We start from the raw sequence: 25,298 nt of genomic DNA, 5'->3' as shown, positions 1-25,298 counted from the left end.
CTTCCGCTGTTCCTCGTCTGCGGCCTGTGGCCTGCCGTCTCGTGTTCACGTTTCACGTGAAACATGCGCGCGGTCCGTCAGCGGGTGGCGCCCGTGACGATCCAGCGGCCGGAGCGCATACGGAGCCACAGGGTGCCCATCCGGACCGACATCATCAGGGTCATGGCCCACCAGAGCGCCGTCAGGCCGCCTCCGAGCGTCGGCACGAGGAGGGCGACCGGGGCGAAGACGACCAGCGTGAGCAGCATCGCCCAGGCCAGGTAGGGGCCGTCTCCCGCACCCATGAGGACGCCGTCGAGGACGAAGACGACTCCGGAGACCGGCTGCGAGAGCGCGACCACGAGCAGGGCCGGGAGCAGGGCGTCCCGCACCGTGATGTCGCTGGTGAAGAGCGGGACGAACAGGGGGCGGGAGACGATGAGCAGCGCGCCGAGCACCATCCCGGAGACCACGCCCCACTGGACCATGCGGCGGCAGACCTGCCGTGCGCCGTCGGCGTCGTCCGCGCCGAGGTAGCGGCCGATGATGGCCTGGCCCGCGATGGCGATCGCGTCGAGCGCGAAGGCCATCAGGCTCCACAAGGACAGGATGATCTGGTGGGCGGCGACCTCCGCGTCCCCCAGCCGTGCGGCGACGGCCGTGGCGATGATCAGGACCGCGCGGAGCGAGAGCGTACGGACCAGCAGCGGGACTCCGGCCTGAGCGGAGGCCCGGATGCCGGCCGGGTCGGGGCGGAGGGTGGCGCCGTGGCGCCGGGCGCCGCGTACGACCACGACGAGGTAGGCGGCGGCCATGCCGCACTGGGCGATGACCGTGCCCCAGGCGGAGCCCGCGATGCCGAGCCCGGCCCCGTAGACCAGGCCCACATTGAGCGCGCCGTTGGCCGCGAAGCCGGCGATGGCCACGTAGAGCGGCGTACGGGTGTCCTGGAGGCCGCGCAGGACGCCGGTGGCGGCCAGGACGACCAGCATGGCGGGGATGCCGATGCTGGAGATTCTGAGATAGGTGACGGCGTAGGCGGCGGCGGTGTCCGAGGCCCCGAAGACGGCGACGAGCCAGGGCGCCGTGGGCAGGGTGAGCGCGACGACGGCGGCGCCGAGGAGGAGTGCGAGCCAGATGCCGTCCATCCCCTGCCGGATGGCGGCCTGGAGGTCGCCCGCACCCACGCGCCGGGCGACGGCGGCGGTGGTGGCGTAGGCGAGGAAGACGAAGACACTGACGGCGGTGGAGAGCAGTGCCGCGGCGATCGCGAGGCCCGCGAGCTGAGGTGTGCCGAGGTGCCCGACGATGGCGCTGTCGGCCATGAGGAACAGGGGCTCGGCGACGAGAGCACCGAAGGCCGGCAGGGCGAGGGAGACGATCTCGCGGTCGTGCTGTCGGCGGACGGCCTTGGTGGCCGCGGGAGCCTGAGTCATGGGGTCAATCTAATCTTCCACAGGTAAGACATGCAATGCCTGACTGATCCTTACTTTCTGCTGGCGTGAGGCTTCGGGCGTGGGGCGTTTGGTCTGATCTTGATCCAGCGGGAAAACTTTTTCTCCCCCACAGCCCGTGGATGGGGAAAGTGCAGGTCAGGTGCGTGAAGCCGGGGGCCTTATGAGTTTGTCCACATGACTGTCCCCCGCTCCGTGCACAGGATCCGGGGGGTTCTCCACAGCATCTGGCCCTTCACCCACAGGGCCTGTGGATAACCAGATTGGCTGACGCCCCCCGCAGGCCTACCGTGGTCCGGCGCCCGACGCGCCAGAAGCGGTCGCAAAGCCACTCGTTGATCAAGCCCGTGGCGTAAGAAAGAGTGGCATGGCGAGGTCCGCGGAGCGGACGGGAGGAGGTGTCTCGGTGAGCGTTTCCGAGCCCTTGGACGACCCTTGGGCCGACAGCGGACCGAGCGACCGGCTGCCCACCCGTACGCGAAGCGAAGGACGCGGCCGGGGCCGCGGCCGGGACGACCAGCACGAGCGGGGCGGCGACGGCCCCTGGGACGGCGGGCTCTCCGGCTTCGAGCGCGTTCCCCCGCAGGACCTCGACGCCGAGCAGTCCGTCCTCGGCGGCATGCTCCTCTCCAAGGACGCCATCGCGGACGTCGTGGAGATCATCAAGGGCAACGACTTCTACAAGCCCGCCCACGAGACCGTCTACGCGGCGATCCTCGACCTCTATGCCAAGGGCGAGCCGGCCGATCCGATCACGGTCGGCGCCGAGCTCACCAAGCGGGGCGAGATCACCCGCGTCGGCGGCGCCTCCTACCTCCACACCCTGGTCCAGTCGGTACCGACCGCGGCCAACGCCTCGTACTACGCGGAGATCGTCCACGAGCGCGCCGTCCTGCGCCGCCTCGTGGAGGCCGGCACCAAGATCACGCAGATGGGTTACGCGGCCGACGGAGACGTCGACGAGATCGTGAACTCGGCCCAGGCCGAGATCTACGCGGTCACCGAGCAGCGGACCACCGAGGACTACCTCCCGCTCGGCGACATCATGGAGGGCGCGCTCGACGAGATCGAGGCGATCGGCTCCCGCAGCGGCGAGATGACGGGTGTGCCCACGGGCTTCACCGACCTCGACTCGCTCACCAACGGCCTGCATCCCGGCCAGATGATCATCATCGCGGCCCGTCCCGCCATGGGTAAGTCGACGCTCGCCCTGGACTTCGCCCGGGCGGCCTCCATCAAGCACAACCTGCCCAGCGTCATCTTCTCCCTCGAAATGGGCCGCAACGAGATCGCGATGCGCCTGCTCTCGGCCGAGGCCCGGGTCGCGCTCCACCACATGCGCTCCGGCACGATGACCGACGAGGACTGGACGCGTCTCGCCCGCCGCATGCCGGACGTCTCCCAGGCCCCGCTGTACATCGACGACTCCCCGAACCTGTCGATGATGGAGATCCGCGCGAAGTGCCGTCGGCTCAAGCAGCGCAACGGCCTCAAGCTGGTCATCATCGACTACCTCCAGCTCATGCAGTCGGGCGGCTCGAAGCGACAGGAGAGCCGTCAGCAAGAGGTCTCCGACATGTCGCGAAACCTGAAGCTCCTCGCCAAGGAGCTGGAACTGCCGGTGATCGCGCTTTCCCAGCTGAACCGTGGACCCGAGCAGCGCACCGACAAGAAGCCGATGGTCTCCGACCTGCGTGAGTCCGGCTCGATCGAGCAGGACGCCGACATGGTGATCCTCCTGCACCGCGAGGACGCCTACGAGAAGGAGTCACCGCGCGCGGGCGAGGCGGACATCATCGTGGGCAAGCACCGTAACGGCCCGACGGCCACCATCACCGTCGCCTTCCAAGGCCACTACTCACGCTTCGTGGACATGGCCCAGACCTGACCGGAGCGCTGCCACGATCTCGAACAACTCACCTCCGAGGAGTTCGAGGAAGTCTGGAGGTCTGCCCGTCGTCAGATCGCATCCTGGCGCAGCTGACCTCTCGGCGTCGCGGAGGCTCCTTGGCGTCATCGCGACCCTTCCCCGCACTGTCGAGCCGTCGACACGGCCGACAGGGAAATCGGGAAGTCCCGCCCGGGTCTTTCGCGTTGGATGGGGTCTATGACTACATCTTTCGAGGCCTTGTTGCCCGGGACCGAGCGGGCTCTGCTGCACCGGGTCGCGGTTGCCCAGTCCGAGGGGCGGGCGCCTTCCTTCGTGGGGGCGGTGGTCCGCGACGGTGCGTTGGTGTGGAGCGGTGCGCGCAGTTGTGTGGACGGCCACGCGCCGGACGCGGACACGCAGTTCAGGATCGGTTCGATCACCAAGGTGTTCACCGCCGTCCTGGTGATGCGGCTGCGGGACGAGGGTCTGCTCGGGCTCGACGACCCGCTGGAGCGGCATCTGAAGGGGACGGGCGCCGGTGAGGTGACGATTGCCCAACTCCTGGGCCACACCGGCGGGCTCGCGGCCGAGACGCCCGGCTCGTGGTGGGAGCGGTCCTCCGCCACGCTGCGGCCGGAGCTCTCCGACGTCCTGGGGGAGCGGCCCTTCCTGCAGTCGCCGGGGCGCCGGCACCACTACTCCAACCCCGGCTACACCCTGCTCGGTTCACTGATCGAGGCCGTCCGGGGGGTGACCTGGGAGGAGGCGCTGCGGCGCGAGATCCTGGAGCCGCTGGGAATGAGCCGTACGACGCTTGATCCTGTCGCTCCGCACGCGGGTGGCTGGGCGGTCCACCCCTGGGCCGACGTCATGCTGCCCGAGCCGTCCGAGGACCTCGGGTTGATGGCACCGGCCGGGCAGCTCTGGTCGACGGCCGCCGACCTCGCCCGGTTCGCCGCCTTCCTCGCGGCGGGAGACGAGCGGGTGCTCGCCATCGCGTCCGTGGAGGAGATGCGGGCCCCGGCCTCTCCCGCCGGGGAGGGCGACTGGGAGGGGAGTTACGGGCTCGGTCTCCAGCTGCTGCGTAAGGACGGCCGCACCCTGATCGGCCACTCCGGCTCCCTCCCGGGCTTCGTCGCCTGTCTGTGGGTGAGCGTGGAGGACGGCCTTGCGGGGATCGCTCTCTCCAATGCCACCTCAGGCCCGCTGACGGGGGTTGTGGCCTCCGATCTCGTACGGATCGTGGCGGAGGCGGAGCCGAGGTTCCCGGAGCCGTGGCGGCCCCTCCCCGAGGCCGAGGTCGATGAGGAGCTGCTGTCTCTCACCGGGCCTTGGTACTGGGGCACGTACGCCTACGGCCTTCGGCTCGGTCCCGAGCGGAGCGTGGTGCTGGAACCCCTGCGGGGCGCCGGCCGGCGGGCCCGCTTCCGGGCACTGCCCGAGGGAGGCTGGGTCGGACTGAACGGCTACTACGCGGGGGAGACGCTCAGGGCGGTTCGGCGCGCCGACGGAAGCGTCAGCCATCTCGACCTCGGGTCGTTCGTCTTCACGCGGGAGCCGTACGAGCCGGGTGACGCGGTTCCCGGCGGTGTGGACGAGGCGGGCTGGCGCGGTCTGTGAGCCGTTGAGAGCTGTTTCACGTGAAACCGTGCTGTTTCACGTGAAACACGTCCTCACAGGTTCTTCTTGAACCCCACGTGGGAGGCCTCGAACCCCAGGCGCTCGTAGAAACGGTGGGCGTCGGTACGGGTCACGTCGGAGGTCAGCTGAACCAGTCGGCAGTCCTGGCGTCCGGACTCCGCGACGGCCCATTCGATGAGCTGCGTCCCGAGACCGCTGCCGCGCTCGTCGGCGTGAACGCGGACGCCCTCGATGATCGAGCGGGTGGTGCCCCGGCGGGAGAGGCCCGGGATGACCGTCAGCTGGAGGGTTCCGACGATCTTCTCCTCGCGGACGGCCACGACGACGTGCTGGTGCGGGTCGTTCGCGAGGCGCTCGAAAGCGGCGAGGTAGGGGGCGAGGTCGTCAGGGGATTCGCGCTGTGCGCCCAGGGGGTCTTCGGCGAGCATCGCGACGATGGCGGGAAGGTCCTCCGCGGTGGCGGGGCGTATATCAAGATCGCTCATGCCCGCAGCGTAGCGAGGGAGTTCCCCGTGGTCGTTGTCAGGCTGACACGGGCGCGCCCACGCCCTCCACGACCTGGACCAGCGGTGCGAGCTCCGGGTTCCGCGCGGCTTCGTCGAGGGCCTCACGCAGGGCGCGGTCGTTGGTGGGGCGGGCCTCTTCGAGGAGCTTCAGGCCCGCCTCGGTCACATCGGTGTAGATGCCGCGTCGGTCGGTGGCGCAGAGGTACCGGGTGAGCAGGCCGCGGTCCTCGAGCCGGGTGACGAGCCGGGTGGTGGCGCTCTGGCTGAGCACGACGGCGTCGGCGACCTGCTTCATCTGGAGGTGACCGCCGGGGCCGCTGTGCTGACGGCTGAGGACGTCGAGCAACGAGTACTCCCGCACGCTCAGACCATGCCCGGACTCCAGTGCACGCTCGATGTGGGACTCGATCCTGCCGTGCAGCAGGGAGAGGGCGCACCAGCGCTGGGCGAGCGCGGTGAGTGCGGGGTCCGTCGCGGTCATGGTCTCTCCTCGGTGCGGAGTGGCTCTCGACACCCAGGGTAGACGAAGCGACGCAATAATGGGCGTCTGCAAGTAAACCTATCCGGCGGCGACCGTCAGGGGAGCGAAGCGGCGGCGCCAGTCTCCGGGGAGGTCGGGCAGGGAGCGGACCATCAGCGACGTGGTGGCGATCGTGTCGATGCCGTTCTCCTTGGCCCAGCGCAGCAGGGAGGCGTGGCGGACGTCGATATCCGTGCGCAGCGGTCGGTCGGTGGTGGCCGCCAGGGAGGCGATCAGGGCCTGTGCGGTGCGCGGGTCACGGGCGATCAGCGGGCCGATGACATGGGTGTCCATATTGGGCCAGGCGGCCGCGAAGCCCGTGATCTCGCCGTCCTCCTCCGCGACCCGGAGGTGGTCCGCGAAGGCGGGGAGCCGGGCGATGACGTGGGTGCGGTCGAGTCCGAAGACCTCGTGGTCCAGGCGCAGGATCGCGGGAAGGTCCTCGGCCGTCGCCGGGCGGACCGGAACATCCGGGGCGGGCGCGGCGAAGGTGAAGCGTCCGCGCACCATCTCCGCCCGGGTGGTCTCGACGAAGCCCAGCTGCTCGTACAGGGGCTGCCCGTTCGTCGTGGCGTACAGGGTGAGGGGGGTGTCCCCGGCCTCCGCCAGGACGTGTTGCATGAGCCGGCGTCCCACACCTTGGCGTGCGTAGCGCTCGGCGACGAGCACCATGCCGATCGCTGCGAGCCCCGGACCGTACGAGGTGACCACGCAGCAGGCGGCAAGGCCCGAACCGGCGGGGTCGTCGATCCCGTAGCCGGTGCCGGCCGTCAGCAGCAGGCCCCACTTGTGTTCCTCCCGTAGCCATTCCCGGCTCTCGGCGAGGTCTGAGCAGGCGGGAAGGTCCTCCCGGCCGAGGCGCCGGATCGGGAGGTGTGCGAGGGGGGAGATCGGCATGCCTTTCAGGCTCTCCGACACAGTGATCGTCCGTCCACCGCTTTACCGGATCCGGTCGGCACCTGTGGTGGCCGATTCGTCTGGACGATTCTTACGGTCGGCACCCCAGACGGACACAGGTGCCTCTGGCGGATACCCGAACGCCGTTGCTTCCGCCTCGTGTCCCACAGACGATGTTTCACGTGAAACGCCGAACACGACGCCTACACCTCTTCGACCTCGACGGCACCCTGATCCGAGGATCGGCCGCCGCAGTGGAGATCTCCCGGCAGTTGGGGCTGGTGGACGAGATAGCCGCCCTTGAGGCGAGGTTCCTCAAGGGGCTCACGCCCGACGAGTTCGCGGTCCAGGCCCATGCCCTGTGGTCCGCGCTCACCCTGGAGCAGGTCGCGGCCGCCTTCGAGGGAGCGCCCTGGCTGGCCGGCATCCGGGAGGTCTGGGCGGACATCCGGGCCCGGGGAGACCGGTGCGCGGTCATCTCCCTCTCGCCCGACTTCTTCGTCGAGCGGCTTCTCGACTGGGGCGTCGACACGACCCACGGTTCGCTCTGGCCGGCGGTCCCTTTCACCGCGCCGATCCACCGGCCGGGCATCCTCGACGCGCGGGCGAAGGTGCGGATTGCCCGGGAACTCTGCGCGGGGTACGGAGTGGGCCCGGACGACTGCGTCGCGTACGGCGACTCGATGTCCGACGCCGAGCTCTTCGCGATCGTGTCCGAGACCGTGGCCGTGAACGCGGACCACCATCTCGCCGGGCTCTCCCGCCACAGCTACTCCGGGGGGGACCTGCGCGAGGCCTACGCCTTGGTCCGAAACAGCGCAGCCTAGCCAGAAACCCGGTCCTTTGGCCCGAGAACGCCACTTTCTGTCCGAAGCGCCGGACGAAGCGCCATGCTGCGGTCACGGAAGCCGGCCAGCGCGAGGCGAGGCACATGATGGAAGCTCCGACCACCACGACGGACGAGAGGGAGCCCCCGGAAGCGGGCGGGAAGGAACCCCGAATACCCGGAAGACCCTGCTCCGACGCCGTGCTCGTCCGACGCACCCTGGCGGAGATCGCCCCGGTGGCCGACCGGGTGACCTCGTACTTCTACGCCCTGCTCTTCGTCCGTCACCCCGAGCTGCGCGAGATGTTCCCCGTGGCCATGGACACCCAGCGGGACCGGCTTCTCAAGGCTCTCCTGACGGCGGCCGAGCACATGGACGACACCCCTGCCCTCACCGCGTACCTGGAGAACCTCGGCAGGGGGCACCGGAAGTACGGAACCCGGGCCGCCCACTATCCGGCTGTCGGCGAGGCGCTCATCGGCGCGCTGGTGCGGTACGCGGAGAGGAGCTGGGACGTGGAGACCGAGGCGGCCTGGGTCCGCACGTACACGACGATCTCCCAGATCATGATCGACGCCGCCGCCGAGAACGAGCGGACCACGCCCGCCTGGTGGCAGGCCGAGGTGGTCTCCCATGACCTTCGCACCCCGGACATCGCCGTCGTCACGCTCAGGCCCGACCAGCCGTACCCCTTCCTCGCCGGGCAGTACACGACGCTGGAGACCCCGTGGTGGCCCAGGGTCTGGCGCCACTACTCCTTCGCCTCGGCACCCCGGCCGGACGGGCTGCTCTCGCTCCACGTCAAGGCCGTCCCGGCCGGGTGGGTGTCCAACGCGCTGGTCCACCGGGCGCGCCCCGGGGACGTCCTGCGGCTCGGTCCGCCGGCCGGTTCGATGACGGTCGACCACTCCACGGACACCGGTCTGCTCTGCATGGGCGGCGGCACCGGGATCGCGCCGATCAAGGCGCTGGTCGAGGACGTCGCCGAGCACGGGGACCGGCGTCCTGTCGACGTCTTCTACGGGGCGCGCAGCGGCCACGATCTCTACGACATCGACACGATGCTGCGGCTCCAGAAGACCTTTCCGTGGCTCTCCGTGCACCCGGTCACCGAGGAGCAGGGGAGGCTCCCGGAGGCCGTCTGCCGCTACGGCCCGTGGAACGAGCGCGACGCCTACCTCTCGGGCCCGCTCGACATGGTCCGCCGCGGGGTCGACGCCCTCCGCGGAGCGGGGGTCCCCTCGGACCGCATCCGCCACGACTTCCTCGCGGAGCTCGCCCCCGCGACTGCCGGCTAGTACCTAGCCCAGATCGGGGGCGTGCATCGCGCGGACGCCCTCGATGTTGCCGTCGAGGTAGTGGCGCAGCGAGAGCGGAACGAGGTGCACGGCGGCGATGCCGACCCGGCTGAACGGCACCCGGACGATCTCGTACTCGCCGACCGGTTCCTCGATCTCGGGGCCGTGCCGCAAGGAGGGGTCCATCGAGCCGAGCCGGCAGACGAAGAAGTGCTGGACCTTCACCCCGGAGACCCCGCCGTCGACGATGTGCTCGACGGTGTCGACGAAGCAGGGCACCACGTCGGTGACCTTGGCGCCGAGCTCTTCGAGCACTTCGCGGTGCAGGGCTTCGACGACGGTGGCGTCGGTGGGCTCCACGCCGCCGCCGGGGGTGAGCCAGTAGGGATCCATCCCGGGCTTGGTCCGCTTGATGAGGATCAGGTCGTCCCCGTCGAGCAGGATGGCGCGTGCGGTGCGCTTGATCACGGGCCGTTCGGTCATGGGAAGAAAATGGCCCGTCCGAGGTGTCCTGAAACTCACCAGTTCCCGGCCGCACGCAACAGCTCCTCGTGAGCCCGGGCGAGGGGGGACAGCGCGAGCGTCCCCGTACGCGCGAGCAGGAAGTAGGTCCGGAGGGGAGGGACCGGCGGGTCGAGCAGCGCCACCAGGTTTCCCTGGCGCAGGGCCTCCTCGCACAGATAGCGCGGCAGGACGGCGATCCCCGCGCCGGAGGCGGCGGAGTCCCGTACGGCCCGCAGGTCGGGGGCGATGACGGTGGCGGCGGCCGCCGGTTTGGTCTCGAAGACGCTCGCCCAGTAGCGGGAGACGAAGGGCAGCGACTCGTGGACCTCGACCACCGGAAGCTGTTCCAGGACGACCGCGCCCTCGCTGAGGAGGACCTCGGGGGAGAGCCGGGCGGCCCAACGAGGGGCCGCGACCAGGACGTGCTCCTCGTCGCAGAGCGGGGTGGAGACGAGCAGCCCGCCGCGCGGCCGGGCGGTGGCGATGGCCAGATCGTGGTGGCCGGCGGCGAGCCCGTCGAGGATCTCCTCCGTGTTGCCGAGGAAGGAGGTCCGTACGGCGAGCCCCTGGCCGACCAGCGGGGTGAGGGCGGGCAGCGCGCGGAGCGCGGTGAACTCCGGGGGACCGGCGAGATGGAGGGTGCGGACCGCGCTCTCCTCGTCGAGGCCGGTCTCGGCGATCTCCACGAGGGCGTCCAGGTGGGGTGCCGCACGGTGGGCGAGTTCGTCGCCGATGGTGGTCGGGGTGACCCCGCGCGCCTGTCTGAGGAAGAGCGGCCGCCCCAGCTGTCGTTCCAGCGTCCGGATCTGACTGGTGACGGCGGGCTGGGAGAGGCCCAGGAGCGCGGCGGCGCGGGTGAACGAGCCGGCCCGGTGCACCGTGACGAACGTGCGCAGCAAGGCCAGATCCATCTCGGTCCCCTCCCGGCCGGGCGGCCGTTCGACTCAGGCGGTCGGCTGACTACGCCTCAGGACCGTCCAACTATAAATAAGTCGATAGGTCGCTGTCGCTACCGTGATTGGACACTGACGCTCGGTCAACTAGCCTTGTCCAGGCGGACTCCGCGCGTGAAACCGAGGGCGTTCCGAGCCACGAGGGGGGAGGCTCGGAGCGCCCTCTTCCGTGTGTTCAGCTCGTGCTCGCGGCCTCGTCGAGGGCGCGCAGCACATCGGCGATCAGGTCCTCCGGGTCCTCGGCTCCGACCGAGAAGCGGATGAAGCCCTCCGCGACCGCGTCCCCGCCCCAGCGCCCGCGCCGCTCCGCAGTGGAACGCACGCCGCCGAAACTGGTGGCGTCGTCGACGAGCCGCAGCGCCTCCAGGAACCGCTCGGCCCGCTTCCGGTCCGCCAGCTCGAAGGAGACCACCGGGCCGAAGCGCCGCATCTGCCGGGCGGCCACCGCGTGCGAGGGGTCGTCGGGCAGCCCGGGATAACGCAGTCCGGTGACGTCCGCGCGCTCGGCGAGCGTCCGCGCCAACGTCAGCGCGGTCGAGCACTGTCTCTCGATCCGCAGCTGGAGCGTGGCGAGCGACCGGTGGGCGAGCCAGGCCTCCATGGGACCGGGGATGGCGCCGACGATCTTGCGCCAGCGCCGTACCTCCGCCGCCCGCAGGGGGTCCCGGCAGCTCACATGGCCGAGCAGGATGTCGCCGTGCCCGGTCATGCCCTTGGTGTCGCTGGCGACGGAGAAGTCCGCGCCCAGGGCGAGCGGGCGCTGGCCGAGCGGGGTGGCCAGGGTGTTGTCGACGGCGACGAGCGCCCCGGCCGCGTGGGCCTCCCCCGCCAGACGGCGGATGTCGCAGACGTCCAGACCCGGGTTGGACGGGGTCTCGATCCACAGCAGCCTGGCGCCGTCCAGTACGGACAGCTGGGCGTCGCCGCCGGTCGGCGCGGTGCGGACCTCGACGCCGTACGCCCGCAGCTGCTCGTGCAGCAGGGGCAGCGCCTGATAGCCGTCGGCCGGCAGTACCACCGCGTCGCCGGCCTTCAGCTGGGAGAAGAGGACGGCGGAGATCGCGGCCATGCCGGACGCGAAGACCAGCGTCTCCACGCCCTCCTCCCCCGGTGCCTCCAGCTCCCCGATCGCCCGCTCCAGATGGGTCCACGTGGGGTTCTCGTCGCGGCCGTACGTGTAAGGGCCGGTCGGCTCGCCCGGCAGATGGAAGTGGGCCGCGAAGACCGGCCCCGGCAAGGTCGGTTCGTACTTCACGGGCTCGGGCAGTCCGGCCCGCACCGCCCGTGTGCCGTCGCCGAGTTCGTCGTCCTTCACGGTTTCCGTTCCTATCCGTCGTTCCACTCAGTCGCCGTCGGGGAGCACGACGTTCAGTGCCCACGAGACGACGGAGATGATCAGGCCGCCCAGGACAGCGGTCCAGAAGCCCTCCACGTGGAAGCTGAGGTCGACCTGCTCGGCCAGCCAGGAGGTGAGGAGCAGCATCAGGGCGTTGACCACCAGGGTGATCAGGCCGAGCGTCAGGATGAAGAGGGGAAGGGTCAGCAGCTGGACGACCGGCTTGACCAGGAAGTTCACCAGGCCGAAGACCAGGGCGACGAGAATGAGGGTCAGGACCTTCTTGCCGGTGCTCTCACCGGTCAGGGTGATGTCCTGGAGGAGCCAGATGGCGACTCCCAGGGCGCCCGCGTTCGCGAGCGTCTTGACGACGAAATTCTTCATGTGTCTGATCGTGGCAGACATGATCGGGCCGAGGGCAGGGGCGAGCAGGCGATGAAGGCATTCCGGCTGGACGAACTGGAGGCGGAGCGCGCCGCGAACAAGGGTGCGTACCTCCAGTTCCTGCGTGAGCGGAACATGTCGGTGGGGCTGTACGCGCTGGACGCCGGGGAGCTCGATCCGCAGCAGCCGCACGGCCAGGACGAGGTGTACTTCGTGGTCAGCGGCCGGGCGGCGATCACCGTGGGGACGGAGACCACGCAGGTGGCGCGCGGCAGCGTGGTCTACGTGCCGGCGGGGGTGGAGCACAAGTTCCACCACATCAGCGAGGACCTGCGGGTCATGGTGGTCTTCTCACCCCCGGAGGGCTGAACGGGCCCGGGTCCTCGCGGGACCTGGGGTCTGTCGGGCTGGGGTCTGGTCGGGCCGGGGTCTGGTCGGGCCGGGGTCTTGACCCTTCCGCGCCGGACCCCGAGAGCGGGCCCTGGTGTGGGGGCCGAGCCCCTAGGGGGTGGATCAGGGGAGAGCGGGGGCCACGGGGCCCCCACGGGATTCCTTCCGCCCCTAGCCTTGAGGGTGTTCGGCGCGGAGTGCGCGGAGCGGTTCTTCGAGAGCGAGGTAGGGACGATGGCCGTACGGGAGATTCTCGCGGGGATGCCCTGGTGGGTGAAGTGGGTCGCCATACCCCTCCTCGCCCTGTTCGTCTTCGGGGGGCTGATCACCAGCGTCCTGAGCTTCGTGGTCGGTCTGCTCTTCAAGGCGCTGCTGTTCGTGGCCCTGGTCGCCGGACTGGTCTACGTCGTGCGGAAGTTCAGCTCCTCCGCCAGATCGCGCGAGGAGTGGTAGCACGAGCTACCTATCGGTATGAAGGCGGCGGAGGGTATTAGCCCGCGCGGGGGAACGCGCTGGTCGAATCTGGATGTGGGCCCTGGGGCTGCCACTACAGTGGAATCTCTCCGCCGTGTTGGGGACTACAGGCGTAGACCTCCATACTGACCAGCGGTTTCCCAGGCCCGGCGGGCGCGCGGGGGCGGCCCCCGCGGGCGGGTGCACTGCATCCGTCGTCACGCCTGGGGGTGACCTTTGGCCACGGCTACGCAGACGGCTGCGCCTACCCTGATCGGCTCGGTGCAGCGGGCGCTGAGACTCCTGGAGGCCGTCGCCTCCCATGCGGAGGGTGCCCCGGCCAAACAGCTCGCCCGTGAGACGGGCCTTCCGCTGCCCACGACGTACCACCTGCTCCGCACCCTGACGCACGAGGGCTATCTGGTCCGCGACAAGGGCGTGTTCGTCCTGGGCGACGCCGCCGTCCGGCTGGCCGGCGGCGGAGCTGTGCAGAATCGTCGCATCAAGATCGAAGACTCCCTCGCCCGCTTGCGGGACGAGATCGGCGTACCCATCTACTTCGCCCTCTACCGCGAGGGGGAGGTGGAGCTCGTCGCCATCGCCGACACCCCCTCCGCCCCCGCGGTGGAGGAATGGGCCGATTTCCGCGAGACGGCGCACGCCCACGCGATCGGGCAGTGCCTGCTGAGTCAACTCGATCTGAAATCTCGTCAAGACCACCTCGACCGCCATCCGGTGGAAGCCATCACTCCGTACACGGTGCGTAACCACCGTGTGCTTTTGGAGCGTTTGGGAGGTTTGGGGCGAATGGAACCCCTGGTGGAGCGTCAGGAATATGCGCTCGGCACGGTATGTGCCGCCATCCCCATCACTGTGGGGTCCGCAGCGGCCGCGATGGCGATTTCTCTCCCCCTTCACCAGGAAGAACGGTTGCTCCCCGCAGTTGAACGGCTACGCTGTGAGATCGGAAGGCTCTTCAATTCCCTTGCGTTCTCTATCAGTATCTGAAAAATCACTCCTTGTGATCCGCTAGTGCTTACAGCACGATTGCGTCAAGAGGGCCACGGGGGATCATTCCTGGCCGTTTCGGTCACAGCTTTCAGCAGCCGTGTTCACACAACTGCTTCATCTACTGCGGGGTACATGATGCGAGAGTCCGTTCAGGCCGAGGTCCTGATGAGCTTCCTCGTCTCCGAGGAGCTCTCCTTCAAGATCCCGGTCGAACTGCGATACGAGACCCGGGATCCCTACGCGGTGCGGATGACCTTCCACCTGCCCGGCGACGCGCCCGTCACCTGGGCGTTCGGGAGGGAGCTGCTGCTCGACGGGATCAACCGGCCGAGTGGCGACGGCGACGTGCACATCGCCCCCACGGAGCCGGAGAGACTCTCGGACGTCTCCATCCGGCTCCAGGTGGGCGCCGATCGCGCGCTGTTCCGGGCCAGCGCGCCGCCGCTGGTCGCCTTCCTCGACCGAACGGACAAGCTGGTTCCGCTTGGTCAGGAGCGGACGCTCGGTGACTTCGAGGATCACCTGGAGGCCGCACTCGGCCGGATCCTGGCCGAAGAGAACGCCGGCCCCGCCTGAGCGGGCCCGTCCGAGCCGGACCGCCTGCCCCGGCAGCCCGAGCCGGACCGCCTGACCCAGCAGCCTGAACCTCCACGAACCTGAACCTCCACGAGCCGGACCCTCCCCGAGCCGGGCCGGCCCGTCCCCCCGTACGCACGCCTCACTTGGCGCGGCGCCGTCGCCCTCCCCGTACCGCCGCCGGCTTGCCGCCCCCGGACGCCGGGCGGTCGGCGGAGACCACCAGGGCCGCGAGCGCCGTGGTGACCGGAACGGACGCCACCAGGCCGATCGACCCGACCAGGGTCCGGACGATCTCCTCGGCGACCAGCTCGCTGTTGGCCACCGTGCCCATGCTGCTCTGGGCGATGGAGAAGAGCAGCAGCAGCGGCAGGGCGGCACCCGCGTAGGCGAGCACCAGCGTGTTCACGACCGAGGCGATGTGGTCGCGGCCGATCCGGATCCCGGCCCGGTACAGGCCGCGCGGCCCCATGTCCGGATCGGCCTGGTGCAGCTCCCAGACCGCCGACGTCTGGGTGACCGTCACGTCGTCGAGCACACCGAGTGATCCGATGATGATCCCGGCGAGCAGCAGACCGGACATGTCGATCTGCGGGTACAGGCCGTGGATCAGGCCGGTGTTGTCGTCGGTGTTGCCGCTGAGCGAGGCCCAGCCGATGAAGAGCGAGCCGAGCAGACCGATCAGCAGCAGCGAGATGAGTGTGCCGAGCACCGCGACCGAAGTGCGGGCCGACAGACCGTGACACAGGTAGAGCGCGAGCAGCATGATCGCGCTCGACCCGACCACCGCCACGACCAGCGGGTTCGACCCCTCCAGGATCGCGGGCAGGATGAAGAACGTCAGCACGAGGAAGCTCGCGGCGAGCGCGACGAGGGCCATGACACCGCGCATCCGGCCGACCACCACGACCGCGACGGCGAAGATGGCGGCGAGCACCGTCAGAGGCAGCTTCCGGTTCACGTCGGTCACCGAATACTGCAGGTCGTGTGGGGCGTCAGGGGCGTACGCCACCACCACGCCCTGCCCCTCGTGCAGTTGACGCGGCGCGTCCGGCTGAACGATCTCGACGAACCTGCGCCCCTTGTCCGGACCGGTGGTGACCTCGACCGTTGCCTTCGCGCACTGTCCCTGCTGGGCGTTGACCGCCTCGCGCCCTTCCGGAGTGGAGGTGTCGCCGGTCGGCGGGACCTGGGCGGCGTTCACGTCCTTGCAGTCGACGTGCTCGACGGAGACGACCTCACCCTGCTGGGTCTGCCGGTCGAAGCCGACGCCGGTGCGCTCGTGCGCGGGGGTGCCGCCCGGCCACAGGACCGCGAGCCCGACGACGACGGCGGTGGCGAACGGGATCAGGACCGCCGCGATCACCTTGCGCAGATGCCGCGAGACCGGTGCGGCGGGGCCGTGGCTGTGGGAGTGGGAGTGCCCGTGGCCATGGGTTTCGGGAGTCTGCTGGGGGGAAGTCACCGACCGATCATCGCAAGAACGGCGGGGGCCCACTGTTCAGCACGCCAGGGATGACGCTAGCGTGGTGGCACCTTTGCACACGCGGGAGCTCGGAGCACCGGGCTGAGAGGGCGCTGATCACCGTACGCACGTACGGGAAGAGGCTGCGCCGACCGCCGAACCTGTTACCGGGTAATGCCGGCGTAGGGAGATCGGTCTCATGACCATTCAGGATGCGCACACGCCTGCCTCCGACCAGAACCGGACCGACGGTCAGGAGCGCACGCCGGGCTGGCACAAGGGGTACGTCCAGGGCTCGCGCCCGGACCTCCGGGTGCCCGTGCGGCAGGTGCACCTCACCAACGGCAAGGACGTCACGCTGTACGACACGTCCGGCCCGTACACCGACCCCGCCATCGACACCGACGTCCGGCGGGGCCTTCCGCCGCTGCGCGAGAACTGGATCATCGCGCGCGGCGACACCGAGGAGTACGCGGGCCGCCCGGCCCGCCCCGAGGACGACGGCATCAAGCACACCTCGCCGCGCGGCGGTGGGCTGAAGAACCTCGACGCCGTCTTCCCCGGCCGCCCCCGGCTGCCGCGCCGGGGCCGCACCGGCGAGGCGGTGACCCAGCTCGCGTACGCCCGCCGGGGGGAGATCACCCCGGAGATGGAGTACGTGGCGATCCGCGAGAACGTCTCCCCCGAGGTCGTACGGGAGGAGATCGCCGCGGGCCGCGCCGTGCTGCCGGCGAACGTGAACCACCCGGAGATCGAGCCGATGATCATCGGCAAGCGGTTCCTGGTGAAGGTCAACGCCAACATCGGCAACTCCGCCGTCACCTCCTCCATCGAGGAGGAGGTGGAGAAGATGACCTGGGCGACCAAGTGGGGCGCCGACACGGTCATGGACCTCTCCACCGGGCGCAATATCCACACCACCCGCGAGTGGGTGCTGCGCAACTCCCCCGTGCCGATCGGCACCGTGCCGCTCTACCAGGCCCTGGAGAAGGTCGACGGCAAGGCCGAGGACCTGACCTGGGAGATCTACAAGGACACGGTCATCGAGCAGGCCGAGCAGGGCGTCGACTACATGACGGTGCACGCAGGCGTGCTCCTGCCGTACGTGCCGCTCACCGCTCGCCGCAAGACCGGCATCGTCTCGCGCGGCGGCTCGATCATGGCCGCCTGGTGCCTCGCGCACCACAAGGAGAACTTCCTCTACACGAACTTCGAGGAGCTCTGCGAGATCCTGGCGGCGTACGACGTCACGTACTCGCTCGGCGACGGTCTGCGCCCCGGATCGATCGCGGACGCCAACGACGAGGCGCAGTTCGCGGAGCTGCGCACGCTCGGCGAGCTGAACACGATCGCCAAGCGTCACAACGTTCAGACGATGATCGAGGGCCCCGGGCACGTCCCGATGCACAAGATCAAGGAGAACATCGACCTCCAGCAGGAGATCTGCGAGGAGGCGCCGTTCTACACCCTCGGCCCGCTGACCACGGACGTCGCGCCGGCGTACGACCACATCACCTCCGGCATCGGCGCGGCGATGATCGCCTGGTGGGGCACGGCGATGCTCTGCTACGTCACGCCCAAGGAGCACCTGGGCCTGCCGAACAAGGACGACGTGAAGACCGGCGTCATCACGTACAAGATCGCGGCACACGCCGCGGACCTCGCCAAGGGCCACCCGGGCGCGCAGGAGTGGGACGACGCGCTCTCCGACGCGCGGTTCGAGTTCCGCTGGGAGGACCAGTTCAACCTGGCGCTCGACCCGGACACCGCCCGCGAGTTCCACGACGAAACGCTGCCCGCGGAGCCCGCGAAGACCGCCCACTTCTGCTCGATGTGCGGTCCGAAGTTCTGCTCGATGAAGATCTCCCAGGACATCCGGCGTGAACACGGTGGCACGCAGCAGGAGATCGAGGCGGGCATGGCGGAGAAGTCGAAGGAGTTCGCGGCGAGCGGCAACCGCGTCTACCTGCCACTGGCCGAGTAGTTCCCCGTTCCCTCGCCGCTCACGGCCTCGTCGCGTCCGGGGGCGACGTGGCGGCGAGGGCGTCGCGGAGGAAGGGGAGGATGCCGCGCTCCAGGAGGGCGCGGCGCCAGGCCTCCCTGGCGAGGGAGAGTTCGTCGTCGGCCGGGGCGGTGCCGCCCGCCGCGGCCGGGCTGTTGCGCAGGGCGGTCAGCAGGAGGCCGACGGCCGCGGCGAGCAGACCGGCCGCGGCGACGGTGCCGAAGACCAGACCGGCCGTGAGGAGCGTCGAGCCGAAGACCATGCCGGGGGCGAGGGCGTGCAGAACCGCTCCGACCAGCAGGAAGATGACGGCGGCCGCGCCCGCGAGGACGGGCACCATGACGCTGAAGATCGCGAGGACGCCCGCGCCGGGACCCGGCCGGTCGTACGGAAGGGGGGTCCGGGCCCCGTGGGCCGCCCGGGTCTGCTCGCGGACCTTCACGAAGTGGTCGTACTCGCTCGCCGCGGCGCTGGTGATGAGCGCTGTCGCGTTCATGGTCATGGCGCGCAGCTGCGCGACCGTGAGCCGCGTTCCGACCCCGGCGAGATCCGGACGTGCGTGGGCGGTGCTCAGTGCGTCGTCGAGGACCCGCTCGTATTCGGCGCGGTCCTCGGTCATCAGGTGCGGAGCCACGTTCATGTGCGTCCCCCGATGCTCCGTAGGCCCGGTCAGCCGTGGGAAACGGTCGGTTGGGCGGAAACGGAGGAGAGCCTGCTACGGATGGACCCGATGGTATTGCGGCGACACCGCGGCCTGACAGGGAGTTTCCGGAAATCGCCCTTCCCGGATGCGCAGTGTGATGCGTCAGCCGTTCAGGGGGAGTTGGACGACCAGTAGCTTTCCGGCCATGGTCACTCCGCCGTCCATGGCGATCGCGAGACCGTCGGCGTACACGTGGGGTCCGTGGACGACAGGGCCCGCGCTGTCCTCGCCGTCCTCCGTGCCGACCTGGCCGAGGAGGTACGGGATGGGGCTGTGGCCGTGCACGATCCGGCGGCCGCCGTACGTGGAGAGCAGCTCCTGGACGGCCTGGGGGCCGCCGTCGTCGCGGAACGCGAAGCGCTTGGTGAACTTCCGGAAGACGTCCCAGACCTCGTCGGCGTCGTTCCGGTTGAGGATCTCGTGGACCGTGTCGTTGACGTCCTCGATGGTTTGACCGTATTCGAGGTACGCGGTGGTGTCGGAGTGCACGAGGAGGTGGTCGTCCTCGCGCACCACGGCGTCCAGCCGGGACATCCACTGGAGGTGGACGTCCTGGAGCCGGTCCATGTCGTGCTTCTGGCCGCCGTTGAGCAGCCAGGCGGCCTGGAAGGTGGCGGTGCCCGCGCCGGAGTTGACGGGGGTGTCGCCGAAGCGCTTGGCGCCGATCAGCAGCAGCTCGTGGTTGCCCATGAGGGCCTTGCAGTAACCGCCCGCGGCGGCTGCCTCGGCGGAGAGGCGCATGACGAGGTCGATGACGCCGATGCCGTCGGGGCCGCGGTCGGTGAAGTCGCCGAGGAACCAGAGCCGGGCGTTGCCCGCGGCCCAGCCGCCGTTCTCGTCGATGAGGCCCTGGGCGCGCAGGGCGGCGAGGAGCTCGTCGAGGTAGCCGTGGACGTCGCCGACGACGTAGAGGGGGCCGGGCCCGTCGCCGTTCGCGGGCTCCGGGGCGGGGGCCGCTTCGGGGGTGAGGGGGACCTGGACCGTGTCGCCGCGGTTGATGACCGGGAGGTCGCGCTCGGTCGGGGTGTACCCCTCGGGCTCGCCCTCGGGGAAGGCGTTGCCCGGGTGGCCGGTGGCGACGGAGACGATGGAGGAGCCGGCCGGGGCGGCGGGTGCCGGGGCCAGGCGGTGACCCAGGTGGAGGGTCGGATCGGCGGGCATGGGCGCGGGGGCGGGCGGAGCGGCGGGCGTGACCGCCGACGGTGCGGCGGGCGGGGACTGCACCGGCTGGCCCTGCGTCGGTCGGGTCTGTACCGGGACCGCCTCGACCGGTGAGGGGGCGACCGGCGGGAGGTGCTCGGCGGACGCCGGGTGCTCGGCCGGGGCCTCGCGTTCGGCGGCAGCCGGGCGCACGTGAGCCAGCCGTTCGGTGGGAGCCTCGCCCTCGGCGCGTACGGAACCGGCCGCCGGAGCCACCGGTGGTTCCTCCGGGGACGGCGGTTCGGCGGCGTGGCCCTGCACGGGCACCCGGGCGTACGGCGGTACGCGGAAGTCACGCAATGTCGCCGTGCGCACCACGGGCTCCTGACCGGCCCCCTGAGTCATCGACCCCTCCACCACCGTCGCGATGCCCTGCACATCGCGGACCGGCCTGGTCGGGGTGGTCCGCGGTGTCGTCCGCCCATCATAGGAATGAGGGTCCTCCTGTGTGACGCACCAGGGGTGGTGAATCCGGGTCCACTCCGGGTTCACTGGTTGTTTCGCCCGAATTGAGAAGGTCCAGTCCAGGGTTGAAGCCGGTACGGTGACCGGTTTCGCCGCCCCTGCCCACGGGCAGGGGCGGGGACGGCGGGTCGGATGACGGCGGGTTCGGGCGCCGTCGCCCGTGGGATCAGTCCTTCGCGGGTGACCGTGGCGGGCTGACCGTGGTGCGCGGCGAACGCCGTTGCGAGGAGGTGCGGACGATGAGTTCGGTCGGTATCACCTGCTCGACCGGACCGTCGGTGGCGACCCCTTCGATGGCGTCGATGAGGAGCTGGACGACGGCCGTGCCGATCCGGCGCGGCTTGAGCGAGAGCGTCGTGATGGGTGGTTCGGTGGTGGCGTAGACGGTCGACTCGCTGCAGCAGACCAGCAGCAGGTCGTCCGGGACGCGCAGTCCGTAGCGGCGGGCGGCCGCGAGGAGGTCGGTTCCGTTGGGGTCGAAGAGGCCGTACACGGCGTCGGGCCGGTCCGGGCGGGCGAGCAGCCGGTCGGCCGCGACGGCGCCCGCGCACGGATCGTGCGCCGGATAGGCCTCGTAGACGGGGTCCTGGCCCACGCGCTCGCACCACTTGAGGTACGCGGTGGTGGACAGGCGGGTGTACGTGTCGGTGGTGGTTCCGGTGAGGAGACCGATCCGGCGGGCGCCGGAGTCGGCGAGGTGGTCGAGCAGGTCGAGGACGGCGGCTTCGTGGTCGTTGTCGACCCAGGCGGTGACCGGAAGGGTGCCGGCGGGGCGTCCGTCGGAGACGACGGGCAGGCCCTGGCGGACCAGTTCGGTGACGACCGGGTCGTGGTCGGAGGGGTCGATGACGACGGTGCCGTCGAGGGCGACGTTCGACCAGACGTCATGGCGGGAGGTCGCGGGGAGGATGACCAGGGCGTAGCCCCGGGCGAGTGCCGCCGATGTGGCTGCTCTGGCCATCTCCGCGAAGTACGCGAATTCGGTGAAGGTGAAAGGTTCATCCCCGTACGTGGTCACGGTCAGGCCGATGAGTCCCGACTTGCCGGTACGGAGCGTGCGGGCCGCCGCGGATGGGCGGTAGCCCAGCCTGTCGGCGACCTCGCGGACGTGGCGGCGGGTGGCGTCCGGAAGTCGGCCCTTGCCGTTGAGCGCGTCGGAGACAGTCGTGATGGAGACCCCGGCGGCGGCGGCCACGTCCCGGATGCCTGCTCGGCCCTGCCGGCTTCCCCGGGTCTGTGCCCGGCTCACCTGGTGCTTCCCTGCTGCTGTCATGGCGAGCCGATAGTAGGGCGATGAGAGGCGGTCGGGGCGGTCGCATATGCGGACGTTGACAGGCACGTTTCTGCATGATCGAACATCCCCAACCGGAGGGAAATCCAAGGTAGTTAGGGTGTTCGGCGTACGAACTCGGCCCATCGAACGCCCTAGGCCTGGCGAGGGGGCGAGGTCTCGAAGAGGTCTCAACTCACCTCTACGGGGGATGCGCGCCACGGCGCTCGCCACCGGCGCACGCCACCCGGACGCGCGCTCCCCCTCTTCACGACCGGGAGTGGGGCCGTATCCACAGCGTGTCCCTCCTGTTGTCCACAGCCCATTCGCAGCGGGGGTGAATCCTCTTAAGGTGAGGAGTATTGGCGGTACGGACGGTCGAGGAGGCCACACTGTGAGCGAGACCAGCGGGACGAGCACCGGCAGCCCCAAGCTGCGCGCCGAGCTGGACGGGGTCCCCACCTACAAGCCGGGCAAGCCGGCCGCCGCGGGCGGGCCCGTGGCCTTCAAGCTCTCCTCCAACGAGAACCCGTACCCGCCGCTGCCGGGGGTCATGGAGACCACGCTCGCCGCCGCCGCGAACTTCAACCGCTACCCGGACATGGCCTGCACCGGCCTGATGGAGGAGCTGGCGAACCGCTTCGGCGTGCCCGTCTCCCACCTGGCCACCGGCACGGGCTCGGTCGGCGTGGCGCAGTCGCTGCTCCAGTCCACCTCAGGCCCGGGCGACGAGGTGATCTACGCCTGGCGCTCCTTCGAGGCGTACCCGATCATCACGCAGATCAGCGGAGCCACCTCGGTGCAGGTGCCGCTGACCGACGGCGAGGTGCACGACCTCGACGCGATGGCCGAGGCGATCACCGACCGAACCCGGCTGATCTTCGTCTGCAACCCCAACAACCCCACGGGCACGGCGGTGCGCCGGGCGGAGCTGGAGCGCTTCCTCGACCGGGTGCCCTCCGACGTCCTGGTCGTCCTTGACGAGGCGTACCGGGAGTTCGTCCGCGACGCCGACATCCCGGACGGCATCGAGCTCTACCGCGACCGGCCGAACGTGGCCGTGCTGCGCACCTTCTCCAAGGCGTACGGCCTGGCGGGGCTGCGGGTCGGCTTCGCGGTCGCCCACGAGCCGGTGGCGGCGGCGCTGCGCAAGACGGCGGTGCCGTTCGGGGTGAGCCAGCTGGCGCAGGACGCGGCGGTGGCCTCGCTGCGGGCGGAGGACGAACTGCTCGGCCGGGTCGGCTCGCTGGTGGCCGAGCGCGAGCGGGTCCATGCGGGGCTAGTGGCCCAGGGCTGGACCGTGCCGGACACCCAGGCGAACTTCGTCTGGCTGCGGCTCGGCGAGCGGACCATGGACTTCGCGGCGGAGTGCGAGCGGCACGGCGTGGTGGTGCGGCCGTTCGCGGGCGAGGGCGTGCGCGTCACGATCGGTGAGTGCGAGGCGAACGACCTGTTCCTGAAGGCGGCGGAGGGCTTCCGCAAGGGCTGATCAGTCCGAGACGAGTTCCACGCGGATCGGGTCGCCGTCCCTGACGCTCGCCAGGATCCGCGGGTCGCCGTCGAGCCCGCCCAGCAGGTTGCACGGGCTCGCGAGCCGGCACTCGTCACCCCGTGAGATCGGGGTCGGGCCGTAGGGGAGGGCGAGTGCGTCGCCCTCCGTCCAGAAGGCCACGGTGCCGGGCTCGACGACCTGGCGTGCGTCGTCCTCGACGGCGGCGGAGACCGGTGTGTCGAAGTAGACCTCCTCGCCCCAGGTCCGGGCGGTGGAGGAGAGCGGGAGGGCTCCCGCGAGCGACTTGCTCGTGGGGGTCTCCTCAAGGGTGGCCGTGGTGTGCCCGGCCGGCCAGCTGATGCGTATCCGAAGAGTCATGCCCCGGATTCAACAATATGTTGAAGGTCCTGGGAAGGGGTGGCCTTCGATGGAGGGGCCCCCGGTTGACGGTACGGATTTCGTATGAGCCATAATGCTTGTGAATGTGAACGCGTTCACAAGCGCGTCCTTCTTGTCCCCCTATGGGGTGATAAGGAGGGCCAGCTGCCGACCGGACCTCGGCGATGTAAGGAGAAACGACGTGGACCTGGCTCTGGCGCCGGAGACTCTGGCGCGCTGGCAGTTCGGCATAACGACCGTCTACCACTTCCTGTTCGTCCCCCTGACGATCTCCCTCGCCGCGCTCACCGCCGGACTCCAGACCGCCTGGGTGCGGACGGAGAACGAGAAGTACCTCAGGGCGACGAAGTTCTGGGGCAAGCTCTTCCTGATCAACATCGCCATGGGCGTGGTCACCGGAATCGTGCAGGAGTTCCAGTTCGGTATGAACTGGTCCGACTACTCGCGCTTCGTCGGTGACATCTTCGGTGCCCCGCTCGCCTTCGAGGCGCTCATCGCCTTCTTCTTCGAGTCGACCTTCATCGGTCTGTGGATCTTCGGCTGGGACAAGCTGCCGAAGAAGATCCACCTCGCCTGCATCTGGATGGTGTCGATCGGCACCATCCTCTCCGCGTACTTCATCCTGGCGGCCAACTCCTGGATGCAGCACCCCGTGGGCTACCGCATCAACGAGGAGCGCGGCCGCGCGGAGCTCACCGACTTCTGGCAGGTGCTCACCCAGAACACCGCCCTCACCCAGTTCTTCCACACGATGACGGCGGCGTTCCTGGTCGGCGGCGCGTTCATGGTGGGCATCTCCGCCTTCCACCTGGCCCGCAAGAAGCACATCCCGATCATGCGGACCTCGCTGCGGCTCGGCCTGGTCACGCTGATCATCGCCGGTCTCGGCACCGCCATCAGCGGCGACCTGCTCGGCAAGGTCATGTTCAAGCAGCAGCCGATGAAGATGGCCGCCGCCGAGGCGCTCTGGGACGGCGAGGCGCCCGCACCCTTCTCGATCTTCGCCTACGGCGACGTCGAGAAGGGCCACAACAAGGTCGCCATCGAGGTCCCCGGCCTGCTGTCCTTCCTCGCGAACGACGACTTCAGCTCGTACGTCCCGGGCATCAACGACGTGAACAAGGCCGAGCAGGAGAAGTTCGGGCCCGGCGACTACCGGCCCAACATCCCCGTCGCCTACTGGGGCTTCCGCTGGATGATCGGCTTCGGCATGGCCTCGCTGGGCATCGGCATGCTCGGTCTCTGGCTGACCCGGAAGAAGTTCATGCTGGCACCCGGCCTGCGGACCGGTGAGGACGAGGTGCCGAACCTGGTCCTGTTCAAGCGGAAGGCGCTCAGCCCCCGCCTGGCCACGTGGTACTGGATCGTCGCCCTCTGGACGATGGCGTTCCCGCTGATCGCCAACTCCTGGGGCTGGATCTTCACCGAGATGGGCCGCCAGCCCTGGGTCGTCTACGGCGTGCTGCGCACCCGGGACGCGGTCTCTCCCGGCACCACCACGGGCGAGGTGCTCACCTCGATGATCGTCTTCACGGCGCTCTACGCCGTCCTCGCCGTGATCGAGGTCAAGCTCCTCGTGAAGTACATCAAGGCCGGCCCGCCGGAGCTCACCGAGGACGACCTCAACCCGCCCACCAGGATCGGCGGGGACACTCGTGACCCCGACCGCCCCATGGCCTTCTCGTACTGAGGCTCAGGAGATC

Annotated in this window: 24 protein-coding genes; 11 read left to right on the top strand and 13 right to left on the bottom strand. The window is 69.8% G+C overall.

Features of this window, described 5'->3' with window-relative positions; genetic code table 11:
- Positions 1-77: 77 nt before the first annotated feature.
- Positions 78-1,415 (bottom strand): MATE family efflux transporter, encoded by a 1,338-nt coding sequence (locus ACZ51I_RS19535; protein ID WP_468877278.1) that lies wholly within the window; start codon positions 1,413-1,415, stop codon positions 78-80.
- Positions 1,416-1,839: 424 nt separating this feature from the next.
- Here ACZ51I_RS19535 and dnaB point away from each other — a divergent pair, with 424 nt between their 5' ends.
- Both dnaB and ACZ51I_RS19525 read left to right on the top strand, forming a co-directional pair.
- On the top strand, positions 1,840-3,321 hold the full coding sequence (gene dnaB / locus ACZ51I_RS19530) for a replicative DNA helicase (protein WP_468877276.1): 1,482 nt from the start codon (positions 1,840-1,842) through the stop codon (positions 3,319-3,321).
- 219 nt (positions 3,322-3,540) lie between these two features.
- Positions 3,541-4,923: a serine hydrolase domain-containing protein gene (locus ACZ51I_RS19525; RefSeq protein ID WP_468877274.1), complete on the top strand. Its 1,383-nt coding sequence runs from the start codon at positions 3,541-3,543 to the stop codon at positions 4,921-4,923.
- Between the two features lie 53 nt (positions 4,924-4,976).
- Here the strand turns inward: ACZ51I_RS19525 and ACZ51I_RS19520 are convergent, their stop codons facing one another.
- From ACZ51I_RS19520 to ACZ51I_RS19510, 3 genes are all read right to left on the bottom strand, one after another.
- Complete coding sequence (locus tag ACZ51I_RS19520; RefSeq protein WP_468877272.1) at positions 4,977-5,429, bottom strand: GNAT family N-acetyltransferase; 453 nt, start codon at positions 5,427-5,429, stop codon at positions 4,977-4,979.
- A 37-nt stretch (positions 5,430-5,466) separates the two neighbouring features.
- Positions 5,467-5,931: a MarR family winged helix-turn-helix transcriptional regulator gene (locus ACZ51I_RS19515; protein ID WP_468877270.1), complete on the bottom strand. Its 465-nt coding sequence runs from the start codon at positions 5,929-5,931 to the stop codon at positions 5,467-5,469.
- Between the two features lie 78 nt (positions 5,932-6,009).
- Complete coding sequence (locus ACZ51I_RS19510; protein ID WP_468877268.1) at positions 6,010-6,867, bottom strand: GNAT family N-acetyltransferase; 858 nt, start codon at positions 6,865-6,867, stop codon at positions 6,010-6,012.
- 173 nt (positions 6,868-7,040) lie between these two features.
- Between ACZ51I_RS19510 and ACZ51I_RS19505 the strand changes: the two genes are divergently transcribed.
- Together ACZ51I_RS19505 and ACZ51I_RS19500 are read left to right on the top strand one after the other, a co-directional pair.
- Complete coding sequence (locus ACZ51I_RS19505; RefSeq protein ID WP_468877266.1) at positions 7,041-7,694, top strand: HAD family hydrolase; 654 nt, start codon at positions 7,041-7,043, stop codon at positions 7,692-7,694.
- Positions 7,695-7,798: 104 nt separating this feature from the next.
- Positions 7,799-8,992: a globin domain-containing protein gene (locus tag ACZ51I_RS19500; protein ID WP_468877265.1), complete on the top strand. Its 1,194-nt coding sequence runs from the start codon at positions 7,799-7,801 to the stop codon at positions 8,990-8,992.
- Positions 8,993-8,995: 3 nt separating this feature from the next.
- On the opposite strand, the gene ACZ51I_RS19495 is transcribed toward ACZ51I_RS19500, so the two are convergent.
- The 4 genes from ACZ51I_RS19495 to ACZ51I_RS19480 all read right to left on the bottom strand — a co-directional run bounded on the left by ACZ51I_RS19495 (position 8,996) and on the right by ACZ51I_RS19480 (position 12,169).
- Positions 8,996-9,475, bottom strand: a complete 480-nt coding sequence (locus tag ACZ51I_RS19495) for an NUDIX domain-containing protein (protein WP_468877264.1) — start codon at positions 9,473-9,475, stop codon at positions 8,996-8,998.
- Between the two features lie 35 nt (positions 9,476-9,510).
- Entirely contained in the window at positions 9,511-10,407 is an 897-nt protein-coding gene (locus tag ACZ51I_RS19490; RefSeq protein ID WP_468877262.1) for a LysR family transcriptional regulator, read from the bottom strand.
- 217 nt (positions 10,408-10,624) lie between these two features.
- Positions 10,625-11,764, bottom strand: a complete 1,140-nt coding sequence (locus tag ACZ51I_RS19485) for a cystathionine gamma-lyase (RefSeq protein ID WP_468877260.1) — start codon at positions 11,762-11,764, stop codon at positions 10,625-10,627.
- A 27-nt stretch (positions 11,765-11,791) separates the two neighbouring features.
- The gene (locus ACZ51I_RS19480) at positions 11,792-12,169 is read right to left on the bottom strand and encodes a phage holin family protein (protein WP_468877258.1); all 378 of its coding nucleotides are present in this window, start codon (positions 12,167-12,169) and stop codon (positions 11,792-11,794) included.
- Between the two features lie 51 nt (positions 12,170-12,220).
- On the opposite strand from ACZ51I_RS19480, the gene ACZ51I_RS19475 reads away from it, so the two are divergent.
- From ACZ51I_RS19475 to ACZ51I_RS19460, 4 genes are all read left to right on the top strand, one after another.
- Positions 12,221-12,538 (top strand): cupin domain-containing protein, encoded by a 318-nt coding sequence (locus ACZ51I_RS19475; protein ID WP_369145339.1) that lies wholly within the window; start codon positions 12,221-12,223, stop codon positions 12,536-12,538.
- Between the two features lie 255 nt (positions 12,539-12,793).
- The gene (locus ACZ51I_RS19470) at positions 12,794-13,012 is read left to right on the top strand and encodes a DUF5326 family protein (RefSeq protein WP_468878194.1); all 219 of its coding nucleotides are present in this window, start codon (positions 12,794-12,796) and stop codon (positions 13,010-13,012) included.
- A 237-nt stretch (positions 13,013-13,249) separates the two neighbouring features.
- Entirely contained in the window at positions 13,250-14,020 is a 771-nt protein-coding gene (locus ACZ51I_RS19465; protein WP_468877255.1) for an IclR family transcriptional regulator, read from the top strand.
- 138 nt (positions 14,021-14,158) lie between these two features.
- Entirely contained in the window at positions 14,159-14,599 is a 441-nt protein-coding gene (locus ACZ51I_RS19460; protein ID WP_468878191.1) for an SsgA family sporulation/cell division regulator, read from the top strand.
- A 142-nt stretch (positions 14,600-14,741) separates the two neighbouring features.
- Here ACZ51I_RS19460 and ACZ51I_RS19455 read toward each other — a convergent pair whose 3' ends face one another.
- Entirely contained in the window at positions 14,742-16,064 is a 1,323-nt protein-coding gene (locus ACZ51I_RS19455) for a YibE/F family protein (protein WP_468877253.1), read from the bottom strand.
- Between the two features lie 199 nt (positions 16,065-16,263).
- Here ACZ51I_RS19455 and thiC point away from each other — a divergent pair, with 199 nt between their 5' ends.
- Positions 16,264-18,048, top strand: coding sequence for a phosphomethylpyrimidine synthase ThiC (thiC, locus tag ACZ51I_RS19450; protein ID WP_468877250.1), 1,785 nt, complete (start codon positions 16,264-16,266; stop codon positions 18,046-18,048).
- Between the two features lie 19 nt (positions 18,049-18,067).
- On the opposite strand, the gene ACZ51I_RS19445 is transcribed toward thiC, so the two are convergent.
- The 3 genes from ACZ51I_RS19445 to ACZ51I_RS19435 form a co-directional block, all read right to left on the bottom strand.
- Positions 18,068-18,706 carry a hypothetical protein gene (locus tag ACZ51I_RS19445; RefSeq protein WP_468877248.1) on the bottom strand — a complete coding sequence of 213 codons (639 nt, stop codon included), beginning with the start codon at positions 18,704-18,706 and terminating at the stop codon, positions 18,068-18,070.
- A gap of 165 nt (positions 18,707-18,871) precedes the next feature.
- Positions 18,872-20,314, bottom strand: a complete 1,443-nt coding sequence (locus ACZ51I_RS19440; protein ID WP_468877245.1) for a metallophosphoesterase — start codon at positions 20,312-20,314, stop codon at positions 18,872-18,874.
- A 286-nt stretch (positions 20,315-20,600) separates the two neighbouring features.
- Positions 20,601-21,707 (bottom strand): LacI family DNA-binding transcriptional regulator, encoded by a 1,107-nt coding sequence (locus tag ACZ51I_RS19435; protein WP_468877242.1) that lies wholly within the window; start codon positions 21,705-21,707, stop codon positions 20,601-20,603.
- A 391-nt stretch (positions 21,708-22,098) separates the two neighbouring features.
- Between ACZ51I_RS19435 and hisC the strand changes: the two genes are divergently transcribed.
- Positions 22,099-23,193 carry a histidinol-phosphate transaminase gene (gene hisC, locus ACZ51I_RS19430; RefSeq protein WP_468877240.1) on the top strand — a complete coding sequence of 365 codons (1,095 nt, stop codon included), beginning with the start codon at positions 22,099-22,101 and terminating at the stop codon, positions 23,191-23,193.
- On the opposite strand, the gene ACZ51I_RS19425 is transcribed toward hisC, so the two are convergent.
- Positions 23,194-23,574 carry a cyclophilin-like fold protein gene (locus tag ACZ51I_RS19425; RefSeq protein WP_468877238.1) on the bottom strand — a complete coding sequence of 127 codons (381 nt, stop codon included), beginning with the start codon at positions 23,572-23,574 and terminating at the stop codon, positions 23,194-23,196. It lies immediately after the preceding gene.
- Positions 23,575-23,776: 202 nt separating this feature from the next.
- Here ACZ51I_RS19425 and ACZ51I_RS19420 point away from each other — a divergent pair, with 202 nt between their 5' ends.
- Entirely contained in the window at positions 23,777-25,285 is a 1,509-nt protein-coding gene (locus tag ACZ51I_RS19420) for a cytochrome ubiquinol oxidase subunit I (RefSeq protein ID WP_468877235.1), read from the top strand.
- Positions 25,286-25,298: the final 13 nt, after the last annotated feature.

Source organism: Streptomyces sp. NPDC034084, from assembly GCF_055575535.1.
This window is presented reverse-complemented; position numbering and strand designations above follow the sequence as displayed.